24 protein-coding genes are annotated in these 24,629 nt (G+C 70.7%); 5 read left to right on the top strand and 19 right to left on the bottom strand.

The annotated features are described in order from the left end of the window. Positions 1 to 17 precede the first annotated feature (17 nt). From K1J60_RS26025 to K1J60_RS26015, 3 genes are all read right to left on the bottom strand, one after another. On the bottom strand, positions 18 to 1,379 hold the full coding sequence (locus tag K1J60_RS26025) for an MFS transporter (protein WP_220648299.1): 1,362 nt from the start codon (positions 1,377 to 1,379) through the stop codon (positions 18 to 20). Between the two features lie 155 nt (positions 1,380 to 1,534). Continuing rightward, on the bottom strand, positions 1,535 to 1,894 hold the full coding sequence (locus K1J60_RS26020; protein ID WP_220648298.1) for a VOC family protein: 360 nt from the start codon (positions 1,892 to 1,894) through the stop codon (positions 1,535 to 1,537). Beyond that, complete coding sequence (locus tag K1J60_RS26015; protein ID WP_220648297.1) at positions 1,891 to 2,709, bottom strand: trans-aconitate 2-methyltransferase; 819 nt, start codon at positions 2,707 to 2,709, stop codon at positions 1,891 to 1,893. Before K1J60_RS26015 ends, K1J60_RS26020 begins: the two co-directional genes overlap by 4 nt. Positions 2,710 to 2,857: 148 nt before the next feature. Between K1J60_RS26015 and tamR the strand changes: the two genes are divergently transcribed. Further along, positions 2,858 to 3,355 carry a MarR family transcriptional regulator TamR gene (gene tamR, locus K1J60_RS26010; RefSeq protein WP_220648296.1) on the top strand — a complete coding sequence of 166 codons (498 nt, stop codon included), beginning with the start codon at positions 2,858 to 2,860 and terminating at the stop codon, positions 3,353 to 3,355. 76 nt (positions 3,356 to 3,431) lie between these two features. On the opposite strand, the gene K1J60_RS26005 is transcribed toward tamR, so the two are convergent. Further along, complete coding sequence (locus tag K1J60_RS26005) at positions 3,432 to 4,214, bottom strand: LuxR C-terminal-related transcriptional regulator (protein WP_220648295.1); 783 nt, start codon at positions 4,212 to 4,214, stop codon at positions 3,432 to 3,434. Between the two features lie 261 nt (positions 4,215 to 4,475). Between K1J60_RS26005 and K1J60_RS26000 the strand changes: the two genes are divergently transcribed. Further along, positions 4,476 to 4,919, top strand: coding sequence for a GNAT family N-acetyltransferase (locus K1J60_RS26000; protein WP_259407919.1), 444 nt, complete (start codon positions 4,476 to 4,478; stop codon positions 4,917 to 4,919). Between the two features lie 34 nt (positions 4,920 to 4,953). Here the strand turns inward: K1J60_RS26000 and K1J60_RS25995 are convergent, their stop codons facing one another. The 12 genes from K1J60_RS25995 to K1J60_RS25940 form a co-directional block, all read right to left on the bottom strand. Further along, positions 4,954 to 5,202, bottom strand: a complete 249-nt coding sequence (locus K1J60_RS25995) for a type II toxin-antitoxin system RelE family toxin (RefSeq protein ID WP_220648294.1) — start codon at positions 5,200 to 5,202, stop codon at positions 4,954 to 4,956. Next, positions 5,199 to 5,450 (bottom strand): type II toxin-antitoxin system Phd/YefM family antitoxin, encoded by a 252-nt coding sequence (locus K1J60_RS25990; protein WP_220648293.1) that lies wholly within the window; start codon positions 5,448 to 5,450, stop codon positions 5,199 to 5,201. Before K1J60_RS25990 ends, K1J60_RS25995 begins: the two co-directional genes overlap by 4 nt. 53 nt (positions 5,451 to 5,503) lie before the next feature. Continuing rightward, a complete protein-coding gene (galK, locus tag K1J60_RS25985) occupies positions 5,504 to 6,664 on the bottom strand; it encodes a galactokinase (RefSeq protein ID WP_220648292.1) in 1,161 nt (386 codons plus the stop codon). 240 nt (positions 6,665 to 6,904) lie between these two features. Continuing rightward, positions 6,905 to 7,867, bottom strand: a complete 963-nt coding sequence (gene galE, locus K1J60_RS25980) for a UDP-glucose 4-epimerase GalE (protein ID WP_220648291.1) — start codon at positions 7,865 to 7,867, stop codon at positions 6,905 to 6,907. After that, positions 7,864 to 8,925, bottom strand: a complete 1,062-nt coding sequence (gene galT, locus K1J60_RS25975) for a galactose-1-phosphate uridylyltransferase (RefSeq protein ID WP_220648290.1) — start codon at positions 8,923 to 8,925, stop codon at positions 7,864 to 7,866. The genes galE and galT overlap by 4 nt, the downstream gene beginning before the upstream one ends. 198 nt (positions 8,926 to 9,123) lie before the next feature. Continuing rightward, on the bottom strand, positions 9,124 to 12,504 hold the full coding sequence (locus tag K1J60_RS25970) for a S8 family peptidase (RefSeq protein ID WP_220651702.1): 3,381 nt from the start codon (positions 12,502 to 12,504) through the stop codon (positions 9,124 to 9,126). 93 nt (positions 12,505 to 12,597) lie between these two features. Then, the gene (locus K1J60_RS25965; RefSeq protein ID WP_220648289.1) at positions 12,598 to 13,608 is read right to left on the bottom strand and encodes an ABC transporter permease subunit; all 1,011 of its coding nucleotides are present in this window, start codon (positions 13,606 to 13,608) and stop codon (positions 12,598 to 12,600) included. Then, positions 13,605 to 14,552 carry an ABC transporter ATP-binding protein gene (locus K1J60_RS25960; RefSeq protein WP_220648288.1) on the bottom strand — a complete coding sequence of 316 codons (948 nt, stop codon included), beginning with the start codon at positions 14,550 to 14,552 and terminating at the stop codon, positions 13,605 to 13,607. The genes K1J60_RS25965 and K1J60_RS25960 overlap by 4 nt, the downstream gene beginning before the upstream one ends. Beyond that, on the bottom strand, positions 14,549 to 15,094 hold the full coding sequence (locus K1J60_RS25955; RefSeq protein WP_220648287.1) for a GntR family transcriptional regulator: 546 nt from the start codon (positions 15,092 to 15,094) through the stop codon (positions 14,549 to 14,551). The genes K1J60_RS25960 and K1J60_RS25955 overlap by 4 nt, the downstream gene beginning before the upstream one ends. Before the next feature lie 498 nt (positions 15,095 to 15,592). Then, the gene (locus tag K1J60_RS25950; RefSeq protein WP_220648286.1) at positions 15,593 to 15,742 is read right to left on the bottom strand and encodes a hypothetical protein; all 150 of its coding nucleotides are present in this window, start codon (positions 15,740 to 15,742) and stop codon (positions 15,593 to 15,595) included. Positions 15,743 to 15,873: 131 nt separating this feature from the next. After that, positions 15,874 to 16,752, bottom strand: coding sequence for a hypothetical protein (locus K1J60_RS25945; RefSeq protein WP_220648285.1), 879 nt, complete (start codon positions 16,750 to 16,752; stop codon positions 15,874 to 15,876). Positions 16,753 to 16,784: 32 nt separating this feature from the next. Continuing rightward, the gene (locus tag K1J60_RS25940) at positions 16,785 to 17,195 is read right to left on the bottom strand and encodes an ATP-binding protein (RefSeq protein ID WP_220648284.1); all 411 of its coding nucleotides are present in this window, start codon (positions 17,193 to 17,195) and stop codon (positions 16,785 to 16,787) included. A 212-nt stretch (positions 17,196 to 17,407) separates the two neighbouring features. Here K1J60_RS25940 and K1J60_RS25935 point away from each other — a divergent pair, with 212 nt between their 5' ends. The 3 genes from K1J60_RS25935 to K1J60_RS25925 all read left to right on the top strand — a co-directional run bounded on the left by K1J60_RS25935 (position 17,408) and on the right by K1J60_RS25925 (position 19,715). After that, the gene (locus K1J60_RS25935; protein ID WP_220648283.1) at positions 17,408 to 18,259 is read left to right on the top strand and encodes a helix-turn-helix domain-containing protein; all 852 of its coding nucleotides are present in this window, start codon (positions 17,408 to 17,410) and stop codon (positions 18,257 to 18,259) included. Positions 18,260 to 18,264: 5 nt separating this feature from the next. After that, on the top strand, positions 18,265 to 18,474 hold the full coding sequence (locus tag K1J60_RS25930) for a DUF397 domain-containing protein (RefSeq protein ID WP_220648282.1): 210 nt from the start codon (positions 18,265 to 18,267) through the stop codon (positions 18,472 to 18,474). 65 nt (positions 18,475 to 18,539) lie between these two features. Continuing rightward, positions 18,540 to 19,715 carry a serine hydrolase domain-containing protein gene (locus K1J60_RS25925; RefSeq protein ID WP_220648281.1) on the top strand — a complete coding sequence of 392 codons (1,176 nt, stop codon included), beginning with the start codon at positions 18,540 to 18,542 and terminating at the stop codon, positions 19,713 to 19,715. 45 nt (positions 19,716 to 19,760) lie between these two features. On the opposite strand, the gene K1J60_RS25920 is transcribed toward K1J60_RS25925, so the two are convergent. The 3 genes from K1J60_RS25920 to K1J60_RS25910 all read right to left on the bottom strand — a co-directional run bounded on the left by K1J60_RS25920 (position 19,761) and on the right by K1J60_RS25910 (position 24,580). Continuing rightward, complete coding sequence (locus K1J60_RS25920; protein WP_220648280.1) at positions 19,761 to 20,453, bottom strand: helix-turn-helix transcriptional regulator; 693 nt, start codon at positions 20,451 to 20,453, stop codon at positions 19,761 to 19,763. Between the two features lie 292 nt (positions 20,454 to 20,745). Next, a complete protein-coding gene (locus K1J60_RS25915; protein WP_220648279.1) occupies positions 20,746 to 22,695 on the bottom strand; it encodes an outer membrane protein assembly factor BamB family protein in 1,950 nt (649 codons plus the stop codon). 55 nt (positions 22,696 to 22,750) lie between these two features. Then, complete coding sequence (locus tag K1J60_RS25910; RefSeq protein ID WP_220648278.1) at positions 22,751 to 24,580, bottom strand: outer membrane protein assembly factor BamB family protein; 1,830 nt, start codon at positions 24,578 to 24,580, stop codon at positions 22,751 to 22,753. Positions 24,581 to 24,629 lie beyond the last annotated feature (49 nt).

The following is a 24,629-nucleotide window of genomic DNA, read 5'->3' as shown; positions in this document are numbered from 1 at the left end:
GGGTGTCGCGACACCCGTCAGGAGGCCACCTCCTGCTTCCTGGCGCCTTCGGGGGCCGCCGCCTCGCCCAGCGTCTCCTGGTGCGTCTCGCGTACGAACCACACGGTCACGGCGGTGATCGCGGCGCCGCCGCAGATCAGCAGGGCGACCGGGGTGCCGGAACCGCCGTTGGCGGCGACCAGGCTTCCGGCGATCATGGGGGAGAACCCGGCGCCGATCAGCGTGGCGAGCTGGTAGCCCAGCGAGGCCCCGGTGTAGCGGACACGCGTGCCGAACATCTCGGTCAGCAGAGCCCCGAGCGGCCCGTACATCACCGACTGGGCGATGCCGTGGCCCAGCACGACCGCGAGGATCAGCAGGCCCGGCGAGCGGGAGTCCACCAGCGCCAGGACGGGGAAGGCCAGGGCGGCCGAGGCGACGGCGCCGGCCAGGACCACCGGGCGGCGCCCGACCCGGTCCGAGAGCGCCGACGCGCACGGCAGCACCACCAGCGCCACCGCCGCGGAGACCGTCAGCGCGGTGAGCACCTGCGGCCGGGGGTACCCGATCCCGGTCGCGTACGAGATCAGATAACTGGTCAGCAGCGACTGCGCGGTGAACGCGCCGATGCCCACGCACGCCGCCAGGACCAGCGCCCTGGGCCTGCGCACGACCTCCAGCAGCGGCAGCCGGGCCTGCCCCCGGTCCTTCTTCACGCGGGTGAACAGCGGGCTCTCCACGACCTGCAGTCGCACGAACAGCCCCACCCCGAGCAGCACCACACTCAGCAGGAACGGCACCCGCCATCCCCACGCGGCGAACTGCTCGCGCGGCATCGCCACGACCATGGTGACCACCAGCGAGGACAGCAGGGAGCCCAGCGGCGCTCCCATCTGCGTGAAGCTGGACCACAGCCCGCGCCGCCGTTCGCCGGCGTGTTCGACGACCATCAGCGTGGCGCCGCCCCACTCGCCGCCGATGGCGATGCCCTGCAGCACCCGCAGGGTGATCAGCAGTACGGGCGCCCACACGCCGATGGTCTCGTAGGTGGGCAGCAGGCCGATGAGGAAGCTGGCGCCGCCCATCAGTCCCATGGTCAGCAGCAGCATCGACTTGCGGCCGAGCCGGTCGCCGAAGTGCCCGAACACGATCCCGCCCAGCGGACGGGCGACGTATCCGGCGGCGAACGTGCCGAACGCGGCGATCGTGCCCACGGCGGGATCCGCACCGGGGAAGAACAGCTCGCCGAACACCAGCGCGGCGACCGTTCCGTAGACGAGGAAGTCGTAGAACTCGACAGCGGTACCGAGCAGTCCGGACAGCGCCACACGACGCAACTGCCTTGTGCGCAGGGCCTGTTCGGCCTGCTCGGTGGGGTTGGGGAGGGGGGACGGGGACATGTGGGTCTCCCTGGAGCTGAGGGGGAACGAGGGAGGAACACCGCGAAGGTAGGCGCACATTCGCCTGCCGTCAATATTCTGCACAACATCGACCGGCCGCCTCGCCCCGCGAGGACCCCGCCACCCCTGAGGACTCGCGACCTGAACGACGGGGCTCAGACCGGCTCCAGGAACTCCAGCCGATTCCCCACCGGGTCCTCGGAGTAGAAACGCCGATACCCGGGCAGGCCGTCGTCCCAGATGACGACGGCCCCACGCCCGGCCAGCCGGGCGGCGAACGCGTCGATGCCCCGCACCCGCAGTCCGGGGTGGGCCTTCCTCGGCGGCCGGAAATCCGCCTCCACCCCGAGGTGCAGCAGCACCTCCCCCGACGCGAACCAGCACCCTCCCCGCACGGCGAGCGCGGGCGGCTTCTGGATCTCCGCCATCCCGAGGACGCCGACGTAGTACGCCCGCAGCCGGTCCTCCATGCCGGGCGGGGCGGCGAGCAGGACGTGGTCGACGGCGGTGATCATCGGCCGGTCTCCGGCTTGTGGGCGACGGTGAAGATGCGGCGGAACGGGAACGGGGTGCCGTGGGCGGTGGCCGGATACGCCTCACGGAGGGCGGTGCGGTACTCGGCGACGAAGGGCTCCGCGTCCGGGCCCAGTTCGGTGAGGACCGGGCGCAGGCCCGTCCCCCTGACCCAGTCGAGCACCGGGTCCTCGCCCTGGAGGAGGTGGACGTACGTCGTCTCCCACGCGTCGACCTCGCAGCCGAGGTCGGCGAGGGCGGCGTGGTACTCGACGGGGGTGTGCACCGCGTCGGCGTGGCGGAGGGTGTCGCCGAGGCGGTTCTCCCAGCGCGCGGAGTGCGCCAGTTCGCGCATGAGGCGGTGGCTGGGCGAGTCGAAGTTCCCGGGGACCTGGAAGGCGAAGGTGCCGCCGGGGACCAGGGCGTCGACCCAGGCGGGGAAGCGGTCGAGATGCCCGGGCACCCACTGGAACGTGGCGTTGGAGACGATCAGGTCGTACGGCTCCGGGGGCACCCAGGTACGGACGTCGGCGGCGGCGAAGTCGATGCCGCCGCCGCCCGGGGTGGGCCCCTCGTGGTCGGCCCTGGCCCGGTCGAGCATCTCCGGCGAGCTGTCGTACCCGGTGATGCGCGCGGTGGGCCAGCGGTCGGCGAGGAGCCGGGTGACGTTGCCGGGGCCGCAGCCGAGGTCGGCGACGCGGGGGTGCGCGGCGGGCGGGTCGGGGATGTGGGCGAGCAGGTCCACGAAGGCACGGGCGCGGTGACCGGCGTGCCGCAGGTACTGGCGGGGGTCCCAGGTGGGGTCGGTGGCGGGCATGGGGACGTCCTCCTCGTCGTCTCGTCATCGCTGACCTGTCACAGGCATCCCCACTCTCGACCGCACTTATCTCGAAGTCAAGAGACTTGCTCCTAACCATCTCTACATCAAGAGACTTCACATCGACACAACCACTACACTGATCGCCATGGAGGACGAGGTCGATCGGCTGGTCGCAGCGTGGCGCCGGGAGCGCCCCGACCTCGACGTGGAGCCGCTGGAAGTACTCAGCCGGGTGAGCAGACTGGCCCGGCACCTGGATCGCGCGCGCCGGCTGGCGTTCGCCGAGCACCAGCTGGAGCCGTGGGAGTTCGACGTGCTGACGGCGCTGCGGCGGGCGGGCGACCCGTACCAGCTCTCGCCCGGTCAGCTGCTCACGCAGACGTTGGTGACGTCGGGCACGATGACCAACCGTATCGACCGGCTCACGAAGAAGGGCCTGGTCGAGCGCCTGCCCGATCCCAGTGACCGCCGGGGCGTGCTCGTCCGGCTCACGGACGAGGGCCGGGACCGGGCGGACCAGGCACTCGCCGGTCTTCTCACCCAGGAACGCGCGATCCTGGCCGAACTCTCCCGCGCCCAGCGCGGCGAGCTGGCCGGCCTGCTGCGCCAGTTGACCGCCCCGTTCGACAACATCCCCGGCTAGGGGGTGTCGTCGCCGAGCGGGCCCTGCCGAAGACAGCGGGGTCCTGCACGCATCGGACCCCGTTCACCGGCGGATGTCAGGCGCTGCTGCTCTCCTCCGGCATGATCCGGCCGGCGGGCCCCAGGTCGACGGGCCCCACGCCCGCGCGTCGGGCGAGGGCCACGGCGGCGAGGGTGGAGTGGACGCCCAGCTTTCCGAGGACGTTCTGCATATGCGTGCGGACGGTGTGCGGGGAGAGGAACAGGCGCTCGGCGACGGCCTTGCGCCCCAGGCCCGCCACCATGCACCGGAGCACTTCCCGCTCACGCGGGGTGAGGGACTCGACGAGCCGCTCGCTCTCCGTGCGGTGCTTGCGCGCGGCGGTCAGCTCCCGCAGGACGCCGGTGAGCAGCGCGGGCGGCAGATGTGTCTCTTCGCGCAGCACACCCCGGATGACGGTGAGCAGCCGGGAGAGCGAGCAGTCCTTGGCGACCCAGCCGGACGCGCCCGCCTGGAGGGCCAGCGCGGCCCGGCGCGGATCGTCCTTCTCGGCGAGGACGACGATCCGTACGCTCGGCTGTCCCGAACGCACGCCCGCGACGAGCGATATGCCGTCCACGAGCCCGTCCTCGCTGCCGTCCGGCACGGGTACGGCGGTCGGCCGCGCGCCCGGGACCTGTGCCTGGCCTCCCAGATCGGCGTCGACCAGAAGCACGTCGAACTTGCGTCCTTCCGCCGCCGCGCGGTCCAGACAGCGCAGCGCGGCGGGGCCGCTGCCGGCGGCGGACACGTCGACGTCCGGCTCGGCGGCCAGCGCCGCCGCGAGCGACTCGGCGAAGATGCGGTGGTCGTCGACGACCAGGACTCGGATGCGAACCACTGAAACCCCCACTGGTCGGGGGACGACCGGCGCGAGTACGGCGCCCGGAGCGTGCCCCGGTTTACACCTGGGACGGGGCGTCGCAGCCGCACGGCCGCCGCCGTGCTGAACCGCTACCCCCACACCGGGCGTCGTACCCGACTGTCTCGCCCCCTGATCAGCACCGGCCCCCACCGGCGCTGTTCATCAGAGTAAGGCCGGGGGGCAGGAGCGGAAGCTAATTTGCAGAACTGGTTGTCCAGCGCGTTTATCGTGTGCCGCATGTTTCGTATGGAGACAGAAGTCGACAGGGAACGTGGCCAATTGCTGCTTTCCCGGCTGCGTGCCAGCAATACCGCCGCTTCGCCGATCCTCCGTGGGCTGCGCGGTACCCCCGGTGAACGCGACGTCCCGCTCCATGTGTGGGTCATGGACGAGGCGGGTGGACTCGTCGGCGGCCTCGTCGGGCACACCTGGGCGACCTGGCTCCACGTCACCTATCTCTGGGTCGACGAGCGCCACCGGGGAGAGGGTCTGGGCTCGCGCATCCTCGCCCGGGCCGAACGGCTGGCCGCCGACGAACGCGGCGCCCGCTCCTGCCGTCTGGAGACCTGGGACTTCCAGGCGCCGGAGTTCTACCAGCGGCTCGGCTACGAGGTGGTGTGCGTGATCCCCGACTATCCGCCGGGGATCACGGAGTACACGCTGACGAAGAGGCTGGGGTGAGCCGAGACCGACGAAGCCCCGGCTGACGCCGCTGCTACGGGGTGCGTCCCAGGTTCGTGACGAGGATGCGGATGACGTCATCGTGGACCAGATAGAGAACGCGGTAACGGCCGACCCGCAGGCGCCTGGCCTTGGAGCCGTAGACAGTGGAGTTCGCGGGTCGAGGTGCTTTGGCCAGGGTGTCCACTGCCTCGTACACAGCGGCGAGGCCCACTGGGTCGTCCGCGAGAAACCGCGCAGCCGCGCTCGTAGCACCTGGTTCCCAGATGATGCGGTAGATCACGGGCGCAGCCCCAGCATCCGCCCGACTTCCTCGTGCGAGATGCCTTCTTCGAGGGCGCCCTCGGCCTTGCGCCGCTCATAGTCGGCAAGAGCCAGGGCGTCTTCGAGATCCTCTATCACCTGCGGTGAGACAAGAAGCGCGGCCACGTGCCCGTGGTCGGTGAGGGCGATGGTCTCGCGGCCGTGAGCGGCCCGCCGGACGAGGTCGCCGAGTTGAGAACGGGCCGCGCTGATCGCAATCTCGGTCATGCGCCGATGATGCCACAAGGTTCACCTTGTGGCATCATCATGCACGTTTCACGTCAGGAGACCCGCCGCGCCCCCGCCGAGGGCACCGCCACGAAGACGCGCGGGGCCGTGAACGCGGCGTCGGCGAAGGCCTCCTCGACCGCCTTGGTGACCGCGTCCGCGTCGGTCGCGTCGACGAGGACGATCGCGGAGCCGCCGAAGCCGCCGCCGGTCATCCGGGCGCCGAGGGCGCCGGCGGCGAGGGCGGTGTCGACGACGAGGTCCAGCTCGGGGCAGGAGATGCGGAAGTCGTCGCGGAGCGAGGCGTGGCCCTCGACCAGGACGGGGCCGATCGCGCGGGTCTCGCCCGACTCCAGGAGGGAGACCACGCGCTCGACGCGCTGGTCCTCGGTGACCACGTGGCGGACCAGGCGGCGGACCTCCTCGTCGTCGCCGAGGCGGGCGAGGGCCGCGTCCAGCTCGTCGTAGGCGACGTCACGCAGCGCGTCGACGCCGAGCAGGGCGGCGCCCTTCTCGCAGCCGGCCCGGCGCTTGCCGTACTCGCCCTCGCTGTGGGAGTGCTTGACCTGGGTGTCGACGACCAGGAGCTGCATGCCCTCGGCGGCCAGGTCGAAGGGGATCTGCCGCTGGGACAGGTCCCGGGTGTCGAGGAACAGGGCGTGGCCGGTCTCGCAGCACGCGGAGGCCGTCTGGTCCATGATCCCGGTCGGGGCGCCGACGTAGACGTTCTCCGCGCGCTGGCACAGGCGGGCCAGCTGCCAGCCCTTGAGGCCCAGGTCGTAGAGGTCGTTGAGGGCGAGGGCCACGACCACTTCCAGCGCCGCCGAGGAGGAGAGACCGGCGCCCGTCGGGACCGTGGAGGTCAGATGGATGTCCGCGCCGGTCACCGCCGTGTGGCCCGCCTCGCGCAGGGCCCAGACCACGCCCGACGGGTACGCCGTCCAGGCGCGGTCGGCCTCCGGGGTCAGCGCGTCGAGGGACAGCTCGACCACGCCGCCCTCGACGTCGTCGGAGTGCAGGCGCAGGACGCCGTCCGTGCGCCGGGAGACGGCCGCGACGGTGGTGTGCGGGAGGGCGAAGGGCATGACGAAGCCGTCGTTGTAGTCGGTGTGCTCGCCGATGAGGTTCACCCGGCCCGGCGCGGCCCACACTCCCTCCGGCGCCGCCCCGTAGAGCTCCTCGAACCGCTCGGCGACGACGACAGCCTCGCTCATCCCCTGACCCTGACCTTTCCGTACTCGACCGACGAACCGGCTCGGCCGACGAACTGGCCGAGCCGGCACACTACTTGGCGCGCGGGGTGCGGATCCGCGCCTCTGCGGCGCGTCACGCGACCCGCGCCGCGCCACCCGCGTGGACCTCTGGGCCCGCGCCCGCGCGGACCACCGCACACACGCCCGCGCGAACCACCGCACACACGCCCGCGCGAACCACCGCGCGCGTGCCCGTGTGAACTACTGGGCCCGCTCCTGCGTGAACCGCCACGCGTCGGCCACGATCTCCGCGAGGTCCGCGCGCGACGGGTTCCAGCCGAGCCGTTCGCGGGCCGTGGCGGCGGAGGCGACCAGGGTGGCGGGGTCGCCCGCCCGGCGCGGGGCGACGACCTCGGGGATCGGGTGGCCGGTGACCCGGCGGACGGTCTCGATCACTTCGCGCACCGAGAAGCCGTTGCCGTTGCCCAGGTTGCAGATGAGGTGTTCGCCCGGCCGCGCGGCGTCCAGCGCCAGCAGGTGGGCGTCGGCGAGGTCGGCGACGTGGATGTAGTCGCGGACGCAGGTGCCGTCGGGGGTCGGGTAGTCCTCGCCGAAGACGGAGATCGCCTCCCGCCTGCCCTGCGCGACCTGGAGCACCAGCGGGATGAGGTGCGACTCGGGGTCGTGGCGCTCACCGCAGGAGCCGTAGGCCCCGGCGACGTTGAAGTAGCGCAGCGAGACGGCGCCCAGGCCGTGGGCGGCGGCCTCGCCGGTGATCATGTGGTCGACGGCCAGCTTGGAGGCGCCGTACGGGCTGGTCGGCCTCGTCGGCGCGGACTCCACGATGGGGGTGGTCTCCGGCTCGCCGTAGGTGGCGGCGGTGGAGGAGAACACCAGCTTGCGGACGCCCGCCTCGCGCATCGCGGCGAGCAGCGCCATGGTGCCGCCGACGTTGTTGTCCCAGTACTTCTCGGGCTTCACGACGGACTCGCCGACCTGCGAGAACGCGGCGAAGTGCAGGACGGCGTCGAAGGAGCCGTCGAGCCACTTGCCGGCGTCGCGGATGTCGCCCTCGATGAAGGACGCGCCGGCGGGCACGCCCTCGCGGAAGCCGGTCGAGAGGTTGTCGAGGACGACGACCTCGTGGCCCGCCTCCAGCAGATGCTGGGCGACCACGCTGCCGACATAGCCCGCGCCACCGGTGACCAGGTACTTACCGCTCATGAACTCGCTACCTCTCGCAGTCGCTCGGCCGCGCGCTCCGGCGGCACGTCGTTGATGAACACGTTCATGCCGGATTCGGAACCCGCGAGAAACTTCAGCTTGCCGGTGGTGCGGCGAATGGTGAAGAGCTCCAGATGCAGCGCGAAGTCCTCGCGCTGGACACCCTCGAACTCCTCCAGCGTGCCGAACGGGGCCTGGTGCCAGGCCGCTATGTACGGCGTCGGAGGCTCACCCTCGCCGAAGATCCGGTCGAAGCGCCTCAAGAGTTCCAGATAGACCTTGGGGAATTCTGAGCGCGCGTCCTCGTCGAGGCCGAGGAGGTCCGGCACCCGGTGGCGCGGGTACAGGTGCACCTCGTACGGCCAGTGCGCCGCGTAGGGCACGAAGGCGACCCAGTGCTCGGTCTCCAGGACCACCCGCTCACCCGCGAGTTCGCTCGCCAGGACGGCGTCGAACAGGTTCTCGCCGCCGGTGGCGTCCTTGTGGGCCGCCAGTGAGCGCAGCATCAGCGCGGTGCGGGGCGTGGTGAAGGGGTACGCGTAGATCTGCCCGTGCGGGTGCCCCAGGGTCACGCCGATCTCGGCACCGCGGTTCTCGAAGCAGAACACCTGCTCGACGGAGGGGAGGTGCGACAGCTCCGCGGTGCGGTCGGTCCACGCGTCCAGGACGAGGCGGGCCTGCTCGTCGGTCAGGTCGGCGAACGAGGCGTTGTGGTCCGAGGTGAAGCAGACGACCTCGCAGCGGCCGGAGTCACCGGCCAGCGACGGGAAGCGGTTCTCGAACACCACGGCGTCGTACGAGGAGTCCGGGATCTCGCTGAGCCGGTCGCCCTCGGAGGGGCAGAGCGGACATTCGTTCGCCGGGGGGTGGTAGATGCGGCCCTGCCGGTGCGAGGCGATCGCGACGGAGTCACCGAGCAGCGGGTCCCGGCGCACCTCCGAAGTGGTGACGGTGCGCTCCAGGGGCCGCTTGTCCACCGCGTCGCGCACGGTGTCGTCGCGCAGGTCGTAGTAGATCAGCTCACGACCGTCGGCCAGCCGGGTCGAGGTCTTTTTCACGCCGGACTCCCCATCCCACCCATCAAACAGAACCAAACACATCAAAGCACAAGTTCCGACGTTCGTCACCATCACAAACAAACAAAGATCACCAGATTGGAACTATTGGCTTCGTCGCCGACCGACCGCCGGTCCCGGCGCGACGCAGTCGGCCCCCGCCGGGGCGACCGGCGGGGGCCGACTGCGTCGTCCGTCGTCCTACGTGGTGGTGCGGTAGGCGCGGTGGATGGTCTGGGTCAGGGTGTTGCCGTCGGCGTCGGTGAGGGTGACGCGAAGGGAGACGGGGCCGGGCTTGGCGGGGCTGCGCAGCTTGAGCAGCTTGCCGTTCACGGCGGTGGTCTTCTTCCAGGTCCTGCCGTCGTCGTAGGAGACGGTGAAGGCCAGCTTGCGCAGCGTGCCGACCTTGGTGGCCGCGCCTTCCAGGCCGAAGGGCACGGTGAGGGTCGTACCGGCCTTGGCGGTACTGGCCGTCGACAGCTTGGGCGTGTAGCGGACGACGGTCAGCGGGAGCCGCTCGGGGGTGTCACCGGGGACGTGGGCCGAGGTGAAGGTCCAGGCGGCGGTCGTACGGGTGCTGACCGCGTACCGCGCCGGAGCGCGGGAGACGTCCACGGCGAGCTTGTAGGTGCGCTTGCCCGCGGGAACCGTGTACGCGTCACCGTTCAGAGGATCGTTCACAGCGAAGATCTTCCGGCCGTCGGCGTGGAGCGAACTCCTGGCCTTGGTGTGGCCGGAGGTCCCCAGGTTGCCGACGCCGTCGGAGAACAGCGGGACGTACGCCGTGAAGGTGTCGCCGACGCGTACCGCTTCGGGCCGGTCGAGGACGGTAGCGAGGGGGCCCGAGGGGAGGGTCGGGCCGAAGACGCCGGTGTTGAAGCGCTGGGTGTGGTCCTTGCCCGCCGCGTACGCCCTGGGGACGCCGGCCTGCGTGCTCTCCCACGTCGGCTCGCCCTCGGCGTCGGGGGCGCCGTACTGGCTGGCCTGGTAGAACCACTTGATTCCGTTGGGCAGGACGTAGTCGGTGCCGGTCAGCGGCAGACGGCCCGCGGTCGAGTGCTGGTTGTAGAAGCCGCCGTACATCAGCGGTGCGGCGGCGATGGTCGTGGTCTTGCCCTTGACGGGCGCACCGACGACGACCTTGACCTTGGTGAGCTGTGAGCGCTTGACGTTCTTGGTGAAGCCGGACAGGTCGCCCGTACGGTTCCAGGCCAGCCGGTAGTTGACGGACTTGTGGGTCCAGATGCCGTGGTACATCGCGGACACCTCGGCGGCCGGCGCCGGGGCACCGAGCTGTCCGACGCGGATGCTGCCGAAAGAGGGGACGTCGTACACGGAGGTGTACGGCTTGTCGTTGACGTCGACGTGGAAGAAGAACATCGCGCCCGCGGGCCTGGCCGCGCCGTCCGGAACGGTGATCTTGACCGGCTTCGTCTTCCGGGCGTCCATGACCAGGGTCGTGTCCTTGGTCAGCGCGAACTTCGGGTACAGCAGCACGGACCCTCCGGTGCCGGCGGTGCGGAGCATGCCTTCCAGGGCGTAACGCCCCTTCGGCAGACGGATGGTGACCTCGCCGTCCTTCTCGTCGGAGGCCTCCGTCCAGACGTCGTTGTCCAGGCCGTAGATACTCGTCAAGGCGTCGCCGAAGGCCTTGCCCTTGAGGTCGAGGTGCTTGATGGTCAGGTCGTACGACTCGACCTCGCGGACCACGCCGAGGGAGGTGCGCGCGGTCGTCGTGCCGTCGGCGGTGGTGGCGGTCAGCGAGCCGCCGAAGCTTCCTTCGGCCGTTCCCACGCGGGTGTCGGTGGTCACGGTGGCGGTCGCCTCACCGCCCGCCGGGACGGTGAGCCGCTGCGGGGAGACCGTGAACAGGCCCTCGACGGCGGGCTTTCCGTCGTTGCCGTAGGCCTCGGTGGCCAGGTCGAGGGTGACCGGCTCGGTGCCCGCGTTGCGGTAGGTGACGTCCTTGGTGACCGGCTGGTCGTCGGTGTGGGGGTACGCCTGTGTCCCGAAGCCCAGCGCGGTCGGACTGCTGGTGAGCCGCTGGTCGATCGCCCTGGCGACGTCCACCCGGCCGGTGCCCTGCGTGTAGGCGGAGGTGGCGGCGGTCGGCTTCGCGGAGGCGGTGAGGGCGGCCTTGATCTGCCGGCCCGTCCAGTCCGGGTGCTGCTGCGCCAGGATCGCGGCGGCGCCCGCCACGTGCGGGGTCGCCATCGACGTACCGCTCATGGCGACATAGCCGTCGGCGGCGGGGTCGCCCATGGAGCCCTCGGCGGCCTTGGCGGCGACGATGTCCACGCCCGGCGCGGTGACGTCGGGCTTGAGGAAGCCGTCGGGCGTGGGGCCGCGGCTGGAGAACTCGGCGATGGCGTCCGGGCGGTCGACCGCGCCGACGGTGAGCGCGGCGGCCGCGCTGCCGGGGGTGCCGATGGTGCCCTCGCCCGGGCCCTCGTTGCCGGCGGCTATGACGAACAGGGCGCCGGAACTGGCCGACAGGTCGTTGACGGCCTGCTCGACGGGGTCGATGCCGGGGGTGTCGGTGCCGCCCAGGCTCATGTTGACGACCTTGGCGCCCTGTGCGACGGCCCACTGCATGCCGGCGATGACGCCGGAGTCGTCGCCCTCGCCGGAGTCGTCGAGCACCTTGCCGACCAGGAGCCGGACGCCGGGCGCGACGCCCTCGTACTTCGCGCCCGCGGGAGACGCGGCCCCGGAGCCCGCGATCGTCGAGGCCACGTGCGTGCCGTGCCCCGCTCGGTCGACGGTGTCCGCGGCGGTGGAGAAGTTCTTCGCCGCCGCGATCCGGTCCTTCAGGTCCGGGTGCGTGGCGTCGACACCGCTGTCGAGGACGGCGACCTCGACGCCCTTGCCGTCGTAGCCCGCCGCGTGGGCCGCGGGCGCGCCGATCTGCGGCACGCTCCTGTCCAGGGTCGCCTTCACCTTCCCGTCCAGCCAGATCTTCCTGACCTTCGCGGAGCCGGTGCCGCTGGTGAGGGTCTCCCACAGGTCCGCGCCCTCGGACTTGCGGGCGCGGACGGCGTCGCCGTTGATGCTCGGCAGGTCCCGCCGGACGGTCGCGCCCGAGCTGCGGAACGTACTCGCCGAGAGGGATGCGCCCTTGTCGTAGGTGACGATCAGCGGCAGGTCGGAGCGGCGGGCGTCGTCGTAGCGCGAACTCACCAGTTGCGTCACGTCGAACAGCCGCCGGTCGGCGGTCCCGTTCGCGATCAGCGGTTCGGCGTCGCGCGGCAGCACGTACGCGTGGCCCTGGGCCTGCTGGACGCGGAAGGCCATCCCCTCACGGCCCTCGGCAGCCACCACGCCGGTGACCTTGCCCTCGGCGTCGAGGGTCACCCGGTCGCCGGTGACGAGGGTGACGGTCCTCGCGGGGGCGCCGGTGCCGGTGGAGGGCGCGGCCTGGGCGCTGTCGGGCGTGCTCGCCAGCAGCCCGGCGCCGAGCGCCGCCGCCAGGGCGGCCGCCAACGGGACGGTGGTGACCACGCGTTTCCTGCGCTTGTGCGACTTCAACTCAGGCCTTTCGACATGGTTCATGGCGATGCGCTCACCGGTTCGGGGCAGCATCAGGGCGCGGCGGAGCGACACGGTGGCCGCTCGGCCGCGTAGGGGGCGGAAGACCGCCGGAGAATCGGGTCGGACGAGGCGCCTGCCGGACGGTCAGACGAGGCGCTTGCGACCCCAGAGGATGACGAACGCCGCGATGCCGGCGGTCAGGGCCAGCAGGATCGAGGCGCCGAGCCACTGCATGGACGCCATCTGGGAGAACGGGATGTAGTCGACCGACCAGCCGACGACCTGTGCCTTGTCCAGGCAGGCTTCGCGGGCCTTCTCCGTGGCCTCGGCACAGCTGCCCCAGCCGATGAGGTCACCGGAGGCCGTGAGGTAGAACTCGTCCAGGACGTAGGCGTTGTCGGGCAGGCTCGGCTGGCTGTTCTCACCCACACCGTTGTGGCTGGTGACCGTGACGACGTTCCCGAGGGACGTCCGGACGTACGACCACACCACCTGCAGCGCGACGGCGAAGCCCAGGGTGACGACCATGGCCAGCAGGGTCCGGCGCAGCAGCATGCCGATCGCCACACCACCGAAGACGGTGAGCAGGGTGAGCGCCACGGGCACGGGTCCGCTGCTGTCGAAGGCGCCGGCTTCGGCCCAGGTCAGGACGTAGGACGTCGACTTCACCGGCGACCACCACCAGGTGAACGCGGCGGAGACCGCCGTGGCGCACACCACGACCACGAGCGCGGTCATACCGAGCTTGGTGGCGAGCCAACGGACGCGGCTCACGGACTGCGCGTTGACCAGCTTGGCGGTGCCGCTCTCCAGGTCGCCGGCGAGCAGGGGCGGACCGAGGAGCACGCCGATCACGACGGGCAGGAGCCCGAGCAGACCAGCGGCCGCGTTGAGTGGCTTCTGGTCGAACTTGTCCTCCCAGCCGGACGTGAGGTGGGGATAGCCGTACCCGTCGAGGTACGTGATCATTTCCTGGCGTTGGTGGACGAGCACCGCGACGGTGACCGCGGCGGCGGCCAGCAGCGTCCAGTAGGCGGCGCGGTGCTGACGCCAGACGAGCCAGTTCATGCCGCTGAGCCGGAGGCCACGGCCACGGCCGGCCTCTGCGGCGGCGGAGTCGTAGGAGGTGCTGTCGGTGCTGGTCACCGTGCTCATGCCGCCACCGCCTGCGGGGCGACGTAGGAACTGGGACTGATCAGCGGCGGGGCCTCGGGAGAGCGCAGATAGGCCAGCAGGAGCTCCTCCAGGTTCGGGGTGCTCGCCTCCCAGGGGCCGCCGGTGAGCGGCCCGTCGGGGCGTATCAGTGAGGTGAACTGCCGTCCGCTGGTGCGGGTCTCGACCACGGTGTGGTACGCCAGCTCCGGGGGCGTCCGTCCGTCGGAGTGGACCCCGGTCAGCACGGCGTGGGAGGTGCGCAGTTCGTCGACCTCACCGGCCAGCCGCAGCCGACCGCCCGCGATGACCAGCAGGTAGTCGCAGGTGTTCTCCAGCTCGGCGAGCATGTGGGTGGACATCAGCACGGTGGTGCCGCGCTCGGCGGCCTCGGCCAGCAGGGTGCCCATCAGCTCGTGGCGCACCAGCGGGTCGAGGTCGGACATCGGCTCGTCGAGGAGCAGCAGGTCGGGGCGCTTGCCGAAGGAGACGGCGAAGGCCACCCGGGTGCGCTGGCCGCCGGAGAGCGTGCCGATCTTCGCGTCGAGGGGCACGTTGCCCGCGCGGACGATGTCCTCGGCGGCCCGCTGGTCCCAGCCGAGGTTCAGCTCTCGCCCCATCCGCAGGGTCTCGGCGACGGTGAAGCGCCGGAACAGGGGCTTCTCCTGGGCGAGGAACGCGGTACGCCGAGTGGCCTCCGCGGACTCCGGGGCCGCGCCGAACACGCGCAGGGTGCCGGTGGTCGGCTTCAGCAGGTTGGCGGCGATGGCCATCAGCGTGGTCTTGCCGGCCCCGTTGGGACCGACCAGACCGCAGATCCGCCCGGCCAGCAGCCGGAAGGAGCAGTCCCGCAGCGCCCAGCCCCGGCGGTACTTCCGGCCCACCCCGCGGGCTTCTATCGCGGACGTGTCCGCCGGCCCCCCGTAGCCCGTTTCGTAGCTCGTCATGCGTGTCCCCTTGTCCCCGTGGTTCCTGTGGTTCCTGTGGTTCCTGCTGGTGTTGTGGTTCCTGCGGTTCCTGCTGGTTCTTTCGTCCCTGCTGGTTCTTTCGTCCCTGCCGGTCCGGCTGGTCCCGCGTGCTCGGCGGCAGGCCCGGTCCCGGCGTACCGCTCCTCCATCACCGACGTGACCAGAGCGGTCACGTCGTCCTGCTCAAGACCCGCCTCGCGGGCCCGGTCCATCCAGCTCTCCAGCTCGCCGCGCAGCAGCGAATCCACCGGCGCCTGCGGACGGGCCAGCGACTGACTCACGAACGTCCCCAGCCCCGGCCGCGCTTCGACCAGCCCCTCCCGCTCCAGCTCGCGGTACGCCTTGAGCGTGGTGTTGGGGTTGACCGCGGAGGTCTGCGCGACCGCCTTGGCGGTGGGCAACTGGTCGCCGGGCCCGAGTACGCCGAGCCGCAGCGCCTGCTTGGTCTGCTGAACGATCTGCTGATAGGCGGCGACCCCGCTCCGCCTGTCGATGCGGAACTCCAACCCCTTCACCACCATTTCACTAGTCGACTAGTGAATTGATGATGGAGCACAGATCGCGAACCTGTCAAAGCCCACAGGTCGGGGCACCGGTGAGGGCGTGAGGGGGACGAAACGCGTCGCGCGCGACGGGGCGGGGGTCACCACCGGAAGGACCGGCGGGTGTTCAGGGGATCCGCTCCGGTGACCCGGCAGCGTCGAACGGTCACGCGAAACCCAGGATCAGGCCTGACCGACGTCGTCGACGACCTGCCGAAAGGCCGTTACGTCTTCTGTCTGACGTCCTGGCAGAAGGGGGATGACGGACCCGTCCACCGATGCGCGTCCGCGGCCACGCGCCTGGCGGGTGTCGCGGGTGTCACCGACGGGTCTCTGACGACATGTCCAGAGCCGGGGGCCGCCGAAGGCCTCACTCAGCTCAAGGATGGCGCCGCCGCCTCGAAGATCGCGGCGGCGGACACTGCCGCTGGTGCGCCCACGTCCGGGACGCACCAGTGAGCGAACACGCCGGCCGGGTCAGGCTTGGTCGTCGTCGAACAGCTCGGCGGCGTCGGTGACGTCGTAGGCGCGGTCCACCCAGATCTGGAGGAGGTCGGGATCGGTGCAGTTGCGTACGCGCTGTCGGACGACCAGTTCCGCGAACACCGACGCGGTGTCGGGGTCCACGGTCTTCAGAACCGCCGCGAAGTTAGAGCAGGCCGGGGGGGAGCGCCCGGAGTAGACCTTCCGCCTGTGCGGGGCGGGGACAAAGGACCGCCGCCCCGCACAGGCGCTCGACCCCGGTACGCACTACCCGATCAGCGGAACAGATCCTCGGCGGCGGTCACCCGAAGGGCTCGTTCCGCCCAGATCATGAGCTGGGCCCGGTCAGGACAGTCGGTGACTCGTTCGCGGACGTGGTCCGGCACCGGGATGCCGCGCCATTCGAGGGTCTTGAAGATCATCTCGATCTGCGCCTGGATCCGGCCTTCCTCCCTGCCTTCCTCACGCGTCTGCTCAGCGAGTGGGTGTCGCCAGAAGTACTGCGTATCCGTCATGAGGTCCCTCCAGATCTGCTGTGCCTCGGGGTCCTTCAGGCACGAGTCGACGAACTGCACGAAGACCGCGGCGCTCTCCGCGTCGATGGTATGCAGGGCGGCCACCAGGGATTCCAGTATGGCGGCAGCCTTGGGGCCCTTGCCATGCGTCATCGCCGAGAGCACCGCGAGAGAAACGTCCCGCTCGGCCGCCCGCTCGTCCGCGATGACCGGTACGTTGTCCGGGCCCAGCACGAGCGGCCGTACCGTCAGAGAGGGACGTCCACGCACTCCGAGATGGATGGGCTGCGCCGCCCAGCGCGCCGTGGCACGGCTCTGGGTGATCACGATCAACACCGGGTCGCAGTGGTACTTCGCATACAGGTAGCTGAGGTAGTACGGCCAACTGCGCTGCTTGGCCTCGTCCTTCTTGCCCTGGGACTCGACGACCAGCAGATACGTCCCCTCGTCGGTCTCCGCCCGTAACAGCGTGTCCACGCGCCGCTCGACCGGTTCGATCTCCGTGAGGTCGACGTTCATGGCGGCGAACTCGCGCGGCTCGGGGAAGGGCACGTGCAACACCCGCTGCAGGGTGCGGGTGAGCAGCGAGGGGTCCTTCTGGAAGATGCGGTGCAGCGCCTCGTGGGGCGAGCTGACCATCGGATCTCCTTTCTGTCGGGATGCTCAACGAGCTACGCGGTCATCAGTTCGCACCACACGTATTTGCCTGGGTGACCGAACCGGGACGACGGCTGCCAGCCCCAGATGTCCGTGCACGCGCGTACGAGAGCGAGGCCCCGGCCGGTCTCCGTGTCGGGCTCGGCCAAGTGGCACGGGGGTTCCGGGGGTTCGGGGTCGGCGTCCCAGGCTCCGATCCACAGGGTGTTGCCCGACCAGCGGACGCGCAGGGCCGCCGGGCCCTTGGTGTGGAGCACGGCGTTGGCGATCAGTTCCGTGGCGAGGAGTTCGGCGGGGTCGAGGAGGGCGGCCAGACCGTGCGCGGTGAGGATCAGCCGGAGGGTGCGGCGGGAGACGGTGACGGCTCGGGGGTCGTGGGGGATGTGGAGGACGTACTCCCAGGGTTCGGCCGGCGCTTCGGGCATGGTTGAACTCCGTTCGGGGGCGGGGAGCTGTTCGGGCGGGTGGTGGCATTGCCTCAGCCGTCGCGGCAGGACGGAGTGGTGCGCTTCCGGATGCCCGGCGATACCGCAGAGTGCGCGGCGCATCACGGACGGTAGGGTAGAAATTAATACCCTCGCAGCTGTCTGCCGTAATCTGCACCCGAACGAGGAGTCACGGAGAGGCAGTTACTCGGATGACCATGCGGAACCAGCCCACGGCACGACAGGTGCGCCTGGGATCCGAGCTGCGCAAGCTGCGGGAGGCGGCGGGCAAGCCCGCCAAAGAGGTGGCGGGGCTCCTGGGAGCGAGTTCGGCCCACATGAGCCAGATCGAGGCCGGCAGTTCGGCGATCAGCGAGGAACGGCTGCGCAGGCTGGCGGCTCACTGCGCCTGCACGGACACGGAACTGATCGAGGCACTCGTGGCCATCGCGGCCGACCGCACGCGCGGCTGGTGGGACGAATATCGAGGCGTCTTGCCCCAGGTGAATCTGGACGTCGCCGAGGCGGAGCACCACGCGACGTTCCTGCACGAGATCGCCATCACCTACGTGCCTGGGCTGCTCCAAACCGCCGACTACGCGCGAGCGGTATTCAGTTACACACGTCCGGAACTGCCCGAGAGCGAGCTGTCTCCCCGGGTGGAACACCGGATGCGCCGACGCGCGGTCATCGAGGGCGGGAATCCACTGCCGTACGAGACGATTGTTCACGAATTCGCGCTGCGGGTCCGAGTGGCTGATCGGCAGACCTCGGTCCTCCAACTCCGCCGCATCCTGGACGAGATCGAGCAGGGGCACGCGGCGGTGCGCGTCATCCCCCTCGACCAAGACGGCTTTGCCGGTGCGGCCACCTCGATGATGTACCTGGGTGGCCCGGTGCCCCAACTGGACACCGTGCTGCGCGACTCGCCCACGGGCACCCTGTTCATCGACGCGGAAGCGCAGTTGAAACAGCTCCGAACACTCTTCCGTAAGGTGGAGAACGCGTCGCTGGATCCCGTCGCGTCACGGGACTTCATCCACCGCCTGTTGAAGGAGCTGTGAGCTGCATGAATCACGCGCTGCGCTGGCAGAGGTCCACGTTCTCCGGAGGCGGCGAAGGCAACACATGCATCGAACTGGCCTCCATATCGACCCACTTGCTCGGACTCCGTGAATCCGACTCTCCGGCCACCCACCTCCGCACCACCCCCACCCCCCTCGCCGGACTCCTCCGTCACATAAAGGCCGGTGGGTTTCCGTACGACAAGCTGAGGTAAGCCCCCGGCGACACGCGGGGGTTCACTGCATGGCGGGTGGGGACGCCCGTTTCTACGGTGGCCCCATGACCACCCCCCGCGCCCTCTCGACCACCGTCCTCGCCCTCGCGCTCGCCGTTCTCTCCGCCCTCGCCCCGGCCCACGCCCAAGCGGCAGCGGACCCTCTCCAGCGCGACGCCGACGCCCTGCGCGACAGCGGCGTGACCGGGGTCGCCGTGCGGCTGGACGGGCCCCGGGGAACGCGGGCCGCCCGCAGCGGTGTCGGGGACCTCCGTACCGGCGCACCCGTACCCCCCGCCGGGTACATCCGTATCGGGAGCACCACCAAGGCGTACGTCGCGACCGTCGTCCTGCAGCTCGTCGGGGAGGGTCGGCTGTCGTTGGAGGACCGTGTGGAACGGTGGCTGCCGGGGGTGGTGAAGGGGAGTGGGAACGACGGCAGCCGGATCACCGTACGGCAGCTGCTGCAGCACACCAGCGGGCTGCCCGACTACATCGCCGACGTCGTGCCCGAGCTGAGCGCCGCCGGGTATCTGAAGCACCGGTCGACCACGTACACCTCGCGGCAGCGCGTCGCCTTCGCCATGACCCACCCGCCCGTCTTCGAGCCCGGCGCCCGCTGGGAGTACAGCAACACCAACTACATCCTCGCCGGAATGGTGATCGAGGCGGTCACCGGGAGGGGGTGGGAGGAGGAGGTGCGCGAGCGGATCCTGCGGCCGCTGCGGCTCACGCGCACCTACGCGCCGGGCAACGATCCGACACTGCCCCGCCCCCACGCCCGTAACTACCAGCAGTTCGAGCCGGGGGTCGACGCCCCGATGACCGACACCACGCTCGCCTACCTCCCCTTCGACGGGGACGCCGACGGGTCGATCATCAGTACGGCCGCCGACACCAACCGCTTCTTCTCCGCGCTGCTCGGCGGCAGGCTTCTCGCCCCCGCCCAGCTCGCCGAGATGCGCCGTACCGTCGCCGTGCCGGACGCGCCCGGTGAGGTGCCGGGGGCCCGCTACGGGCTCGGGCTGGAGTGGACGCCGTTGACGTGCGGCGGCGGCTACTGGGGCCACAGCGGCAGCAACTTCGGGTCCTTGACGTGGCCCGGGACGACGGCCGACGGCCGTACCTCCGTCACCGTCGCCGTCCACAGCCGGCCGGGTGAGGAGGAGACCGCCGCGCGGCAGATCCGAGGCATCACCGACCTCATCGACCACACCCTGTGTGGACAGGTCAAGAGGTAGCCGGCGGGCCGGAAGCAGCCGCCGGGCCAAGAAGCAGCCAGCCTCCTACCTCTCAACCCCCGGCCCCTGCCGCACCGGCCCCGCCCGGTCCAGCAACCCCGTGCGGGCCGCCAGTGCCGCCGCCTCCAGGCGGGAGCCGACGCCCAGCTTCATCAGGACCCGTTGGACGTGCGTGCGGGCCGTCGACGGGGCGATGCCCATGCCCGCCGCGATGAGGCGGGTGTCCTCGCCGTCCGCGACCCGGACCAGCACCTCGACCTCGCGAGGCGTCAGCATCTGGAGCAGCCGCTGGCCCTCGTCGTCCGGCTGGGCGGCGGGGTTCAGCAGTTCGCCGAAGGCGCTCTGCAGGAGCTGTGGTGCCACCGCCGCCTCGCCCGCGCGGGCCTTCATGATGGCCCGTTCGACCCCCTCGATGCGCTCGTCGTGCCGGACGTAGCCCGAGGCGCCGGCGGCGAACGCCGCCGCGATGCCGCGCGGGTTGGGCACCGGTCCGAGGACCAGTACCGCCACCTGCGGGCGTTCGCGCTTGATCTTCACCACCGGGTCGAAGATCCCCGGCTCGGCGGGCGTCGCCGTGCCGAGCAGGCACACCTCCGGTGCCCTGCTGATCACCAGCTCCGCCGCGCCCGCGGCGGGCGCCGCCGCCGCCAGCACCCGGTGTCCCCGCAGCTTCAAGGCCGAGGCCAACGCCTCGGCCAGCAGTCGGTGGTCGTCGACCACCATGAGCCGCACTCCCATCGAGCCACCCCACCCCCCAGTCCCCCACAGTCCCCCAGATGGTTGCCCACTATGGCCGCCCACCGGACCTCGCGGACAGAAGCCCCCCGACTTCCCGTCGACTCGCCCGTCGACGCCCGCTCTTCATGCCCCCGGAAGCTACACGCTTGTTCGACGTTGCGCTCCCCCTACGGGAGAGAAGTGCCCGGATTACCGAAATTCCCTCCGATTCGAGCGTGATGCGGGATACGTGCACGGCCCCGCCCCTGAGCTGGGGCGGGGCCGTGGAACGAGGTCGAGGGGGCGCGTGGGGTTACTTCGCCCCGAAGCCGAGCGCCGTGTACTCCTTCTCGTCGTCCGAGTACGGCTTGCTGACGAGTTCCGAGCCGATGAACCACCGTCCGTCGGTGTAGAGCATCTCGCTCATCGTCGGCGTCATGGCGCTGATCGCGCGCAGCACCGACTCGGAGGCCGGGGTCTCCAGGAGCTTGGTCTGCTTCAGCGTCTTGCCGTCGACGGAGACGATCTGGGCACCCTTGTCGTACGGGCCGTCCTTGTAGGCGATGATGTTCGGCCCGTCCATCCGGATCGGGAACAGCTCGTGGTCGTCGCCCGCGTCCACGCGGTCACCGGTGGACTTCCCCGTGGCCAGCGAGAAGGAGACGATCTCGTTGGTGGAGCTGTAGGCGCCGGTGCCGTCGTGGCTCTTGGTCGGCATGTACACCTTGTCGTTGCCGACGGAGATGCCCCGGCAGGCCCAGACACCGCGGACCGGGCACTCGTAGTCGTACTTGTCGTCCGGGATGGAGATCTTGGCGCGCAGCTTGCCCTTGCCGTCGAGGGAGAAGATGTCGGTCGTGCCGGTCAGCGGGACGTCGCTGCCCGTCACCACACCGAAGACGACGGGGTTGGTGGAGATGACCTTGGCGCGCTGGATGCCGGAGGGCACCTTGTACGTCCACTTGACGCTGCCCGACTTCGGGTCGAGCAGCTGGATCTCGAAGGTCTCGCTGCCGTAGTCGCCGCACTTGCGGACCGCGATCAGCTGGGCGCCGCCCGCGTAGCCCTCGTCGGTGCACTCGCCGGCCTTCGGCGACCACAGCACCTTGCCGGAGTTGACGTCGAACGCGGCGCCACCGGAGTAGCCGCCGGCCGCGGCGACCGTCGTACCGGAGATGGTGACCTCGCCGAACGGCACCTTGCTGCCGCTGAGGTCGGCGCTCTTGGTCCACACCTCCTTGCCGGTCTCGACGTTGAACGCGGTGACCTCGGTGCAGGGCTGGCGGTCGTCGTTGTTCTTGCGCTTGGCCGACTCGGTCACCACGACGGCGATGCCCTCGGTGGTGATCTCACGGGAGCCCGCGCAGGTCTGGCCGGTCAGGTCCAGCGTCCACTTGGTCTTGCCGCTGTCCGGGTCGTAGCCGACGATCTTGTTGAGCGCGGACTTGGCGTACGTGGTCTTCGTCAGCCAGGAGCCCTTGACGCTGTCGATCTGGAGCTTTTCCTTGACCTCGTGCGCGGGCACCTGGAAGAGGATCTTCGCGCTGGGGCTGGACGGTGCCTTCTCCTGCGCCGTGGTCGGGATCTCCACGCCGCCGGACGACGAACCGCCGGACGAGGAGGAACCGCCGTCGTCGTCACCCTTGGTGTCGTCCTTGCCGCCGGAGGTGCCCTCCGAACTGGCGGTGTCCTTCTTGCCGTTGTCGTCGTCGCCCTTGGAGGTGGCGATGTAGACGCCGCCGCCGACGATGAGCGCGATGGCCGCGACCGCCGCGGTGATGATGATCGCCGCGGAGTTCAGCTTCTTCTTGCCGCCGGGGCCGCCGGGGGCGTGCCCCACCTGCGGCTGCATCGGCATGGTCTGCGGCTGGTAGCCGTAGGGCTGCTGCCCGTAGGGACCTGGCTGCGGCGGCTGGCCGTACGGGCCCGGCTGCGGGTGACCGTAGGCACCCGGCTGACCGGGCTGGCCCGGGTAGCCGTAACCGGGCTGCGCCGGTGGGGGCGTCTGCGGGTAGCCGTAGCCAGGGGCCTGCGCGGGCGGGCCCTGCGGCGGGGGCGTCGGGGCGCCGAAGCCGCCGGCCGGCGGGGGCGTGGGCGCGCCGAAACCGCCCTGCGGCGGGGCGCTCTGCGGGGGCTGCTGGCCCGGGGCCGGGGGCTGCGCGGGCGGCTGGTCCTTGGACAAGGACGGGGCCGGCGGCTGGTTCTGGGGCTGGCCCGGCGGCTGGTTCGGCGGCTGGTTCGGCGGGGGCGGCGGCTGCGTCATGACGTGGATTCCTCGGAGCGGATCTCGGTGGTCGGGTGGAGGACGAGCGGGGCTGTCACTTGCCGTAGGCCAGCATCAACTTCTCCTTCGCTTCGTCGGCACCACTCAGCAGGGTCGAGGAGATGTAGAAGCGCCCGTCCACGTAGTCGATGGCCTTCGAGTAGAAGGAACTCTCGATCACCGCGGCGCTCGCCGGCATCTGCAGCAGCTCGGTGGCGGTGGGGCTGCCGCCCGTGGTCGGGAACGACACGATCCGGCCGCCCGCGTCCGACGACGGCGCGACGTACGCGATCAGCTTCCCGCCCTCGGTCCGCAGCGGCTCCACCGCCGCGTCGGCGGAGGGCGACTTGACGCGCCACTTCTCCTTGCCGGTGGCCAGGTTCAGCGCGACGATCTCGTTCGTGCCGTCCTTCTCCTCGGTCGGCAGGTAGAGCGTGTTCGCGTCGCTCGCGACACCGGTGCAGCCGGCCAGGTCCCCGGTGAGGATCCCGCCGTCGCAGTCGGGGGCGAACGAGGCGTCCGAGTCGACCTGCGAACGGGTCGATCCGTCGGCCTTGAAGGTGGAGATGTTCCAGGTGTTCTCTTCCTCGTTGGTGAGGTAGAGGACGAGCGGGTCCACGGAGTACGCGTTCTCGACCTTCCAGCCCTTGGGGATCTTCCGCGTCCACTTGGCCTTGCCGGTCCGCGGGTCGAGCTCCTGGACCTCGTCGTGCTCCTTCTCCGTGGTCACCGCGCAGGAGGAGACGACGACCAGCCGCGTACCGCCCGCGAACCCGGACGGGTAGCAGGACTGGCCGTAGGTCTTCTTGTCGAACAGCTTCTTGCCGGTGTCGATGTCGTACGCCGTCCCGGACTGCGAGCGGCCCACCACGAGCGTGTCACCGGCGACGGCCAGGGAGACACTGTGGGCGCTGTCGAACAGGTCGCCCTTCTCCAGCTGGGCCGACCAGCCCTTGGCGCCGGTGTTCAGGTCGATCTGCTGGAGCTGGTCGCAGTCGGCGTTCTTCGAGGTGCTCTTCTGGTACGCGACCACGGCCCGGTCGTCGGCGGTCTCCTGCGGCGTGACCGCGCAGATCTTGCCGGGGAACTCGATCGGGTCCCAGGCCGGGTCGCCGTCACCCACGTTGTAGGCGAACAGCTGCTTGTACGCGGGCTTCACCGCGACCTTGTCGGTGACCCACAGGCCGGGTGCGCTCGCGCCGGAACCGGGGGCGTCGGGTGCGCTCTTGTACCAGAGCACCTTCGCCTCGCCGTCCTCGCGGTCCGCGTTGAGGTCGGAGATGTCGAGGTCCTCGCCGCCGTCGCCGCTGCCGTCGCCCGGGTTGACGGGCGCGGAGGGCGCGTCGGAGGGCTTGTCGTCCTCGGACGGGCCGGTGCTCTCCTTGGCGACCGGCTTCTTCCCGCCGTCGTCCCCGAGCTTCGTCACGGCGAACACGGCGCCGCCCACCACGAGCAGGGCGGCCACGGCCGCCCCGACGACCATCGCGGGCCTGCCCTTGAAGGGGTTCTTCGACCCACCGCCACCGCCACCGCCACCGACCGGCGGGGGCGTGGGCGCGCCCGCGTACTGCGACTGCGGGTAGCCGTAACCGGCTTGCGACGCGGGGTTGTACGGGCCGGGCTGCGCGTACGGGCCGGGCTGCTGCGGCTGGCCGTACGGGCCGGGCTGGGTGTACGGACCCGGCTGCGCGGGCGGCTGCTGCTGGGGCGGGTAGCCGTAGCCGGGGCCCGGTGCGGGCGGGCCCTGCGGCGGGGGCGTCTGCGGGTAGCCGTACGGCTGTTGTGGTTGTTGTGGTTGTTGTGGTTGTTGCGGGTGCGACGGCGGTGGTGGGTTCTGCGGTACTCCGTAACCGCCCTGCGGCGGCTGATCGGGTGGCTGAACCATCAGCGCTTTCCCCCTGTTCGCTGCTTTCGAGCCACCCGTGTGACCGCGT

Origin of the sequence: Streptomyces akebiae (assembly GCF_019599145.1) — a bacterium.
GTDB lineage: Bacteria > Actinomycetota > Actinomycetes > Streptomycetales > Streptomycetaceae > Streptomyces > Streptomyces akebiae.
This window is presented reverse-complemented; position numbering and strand designations above follow the sequence as displayed.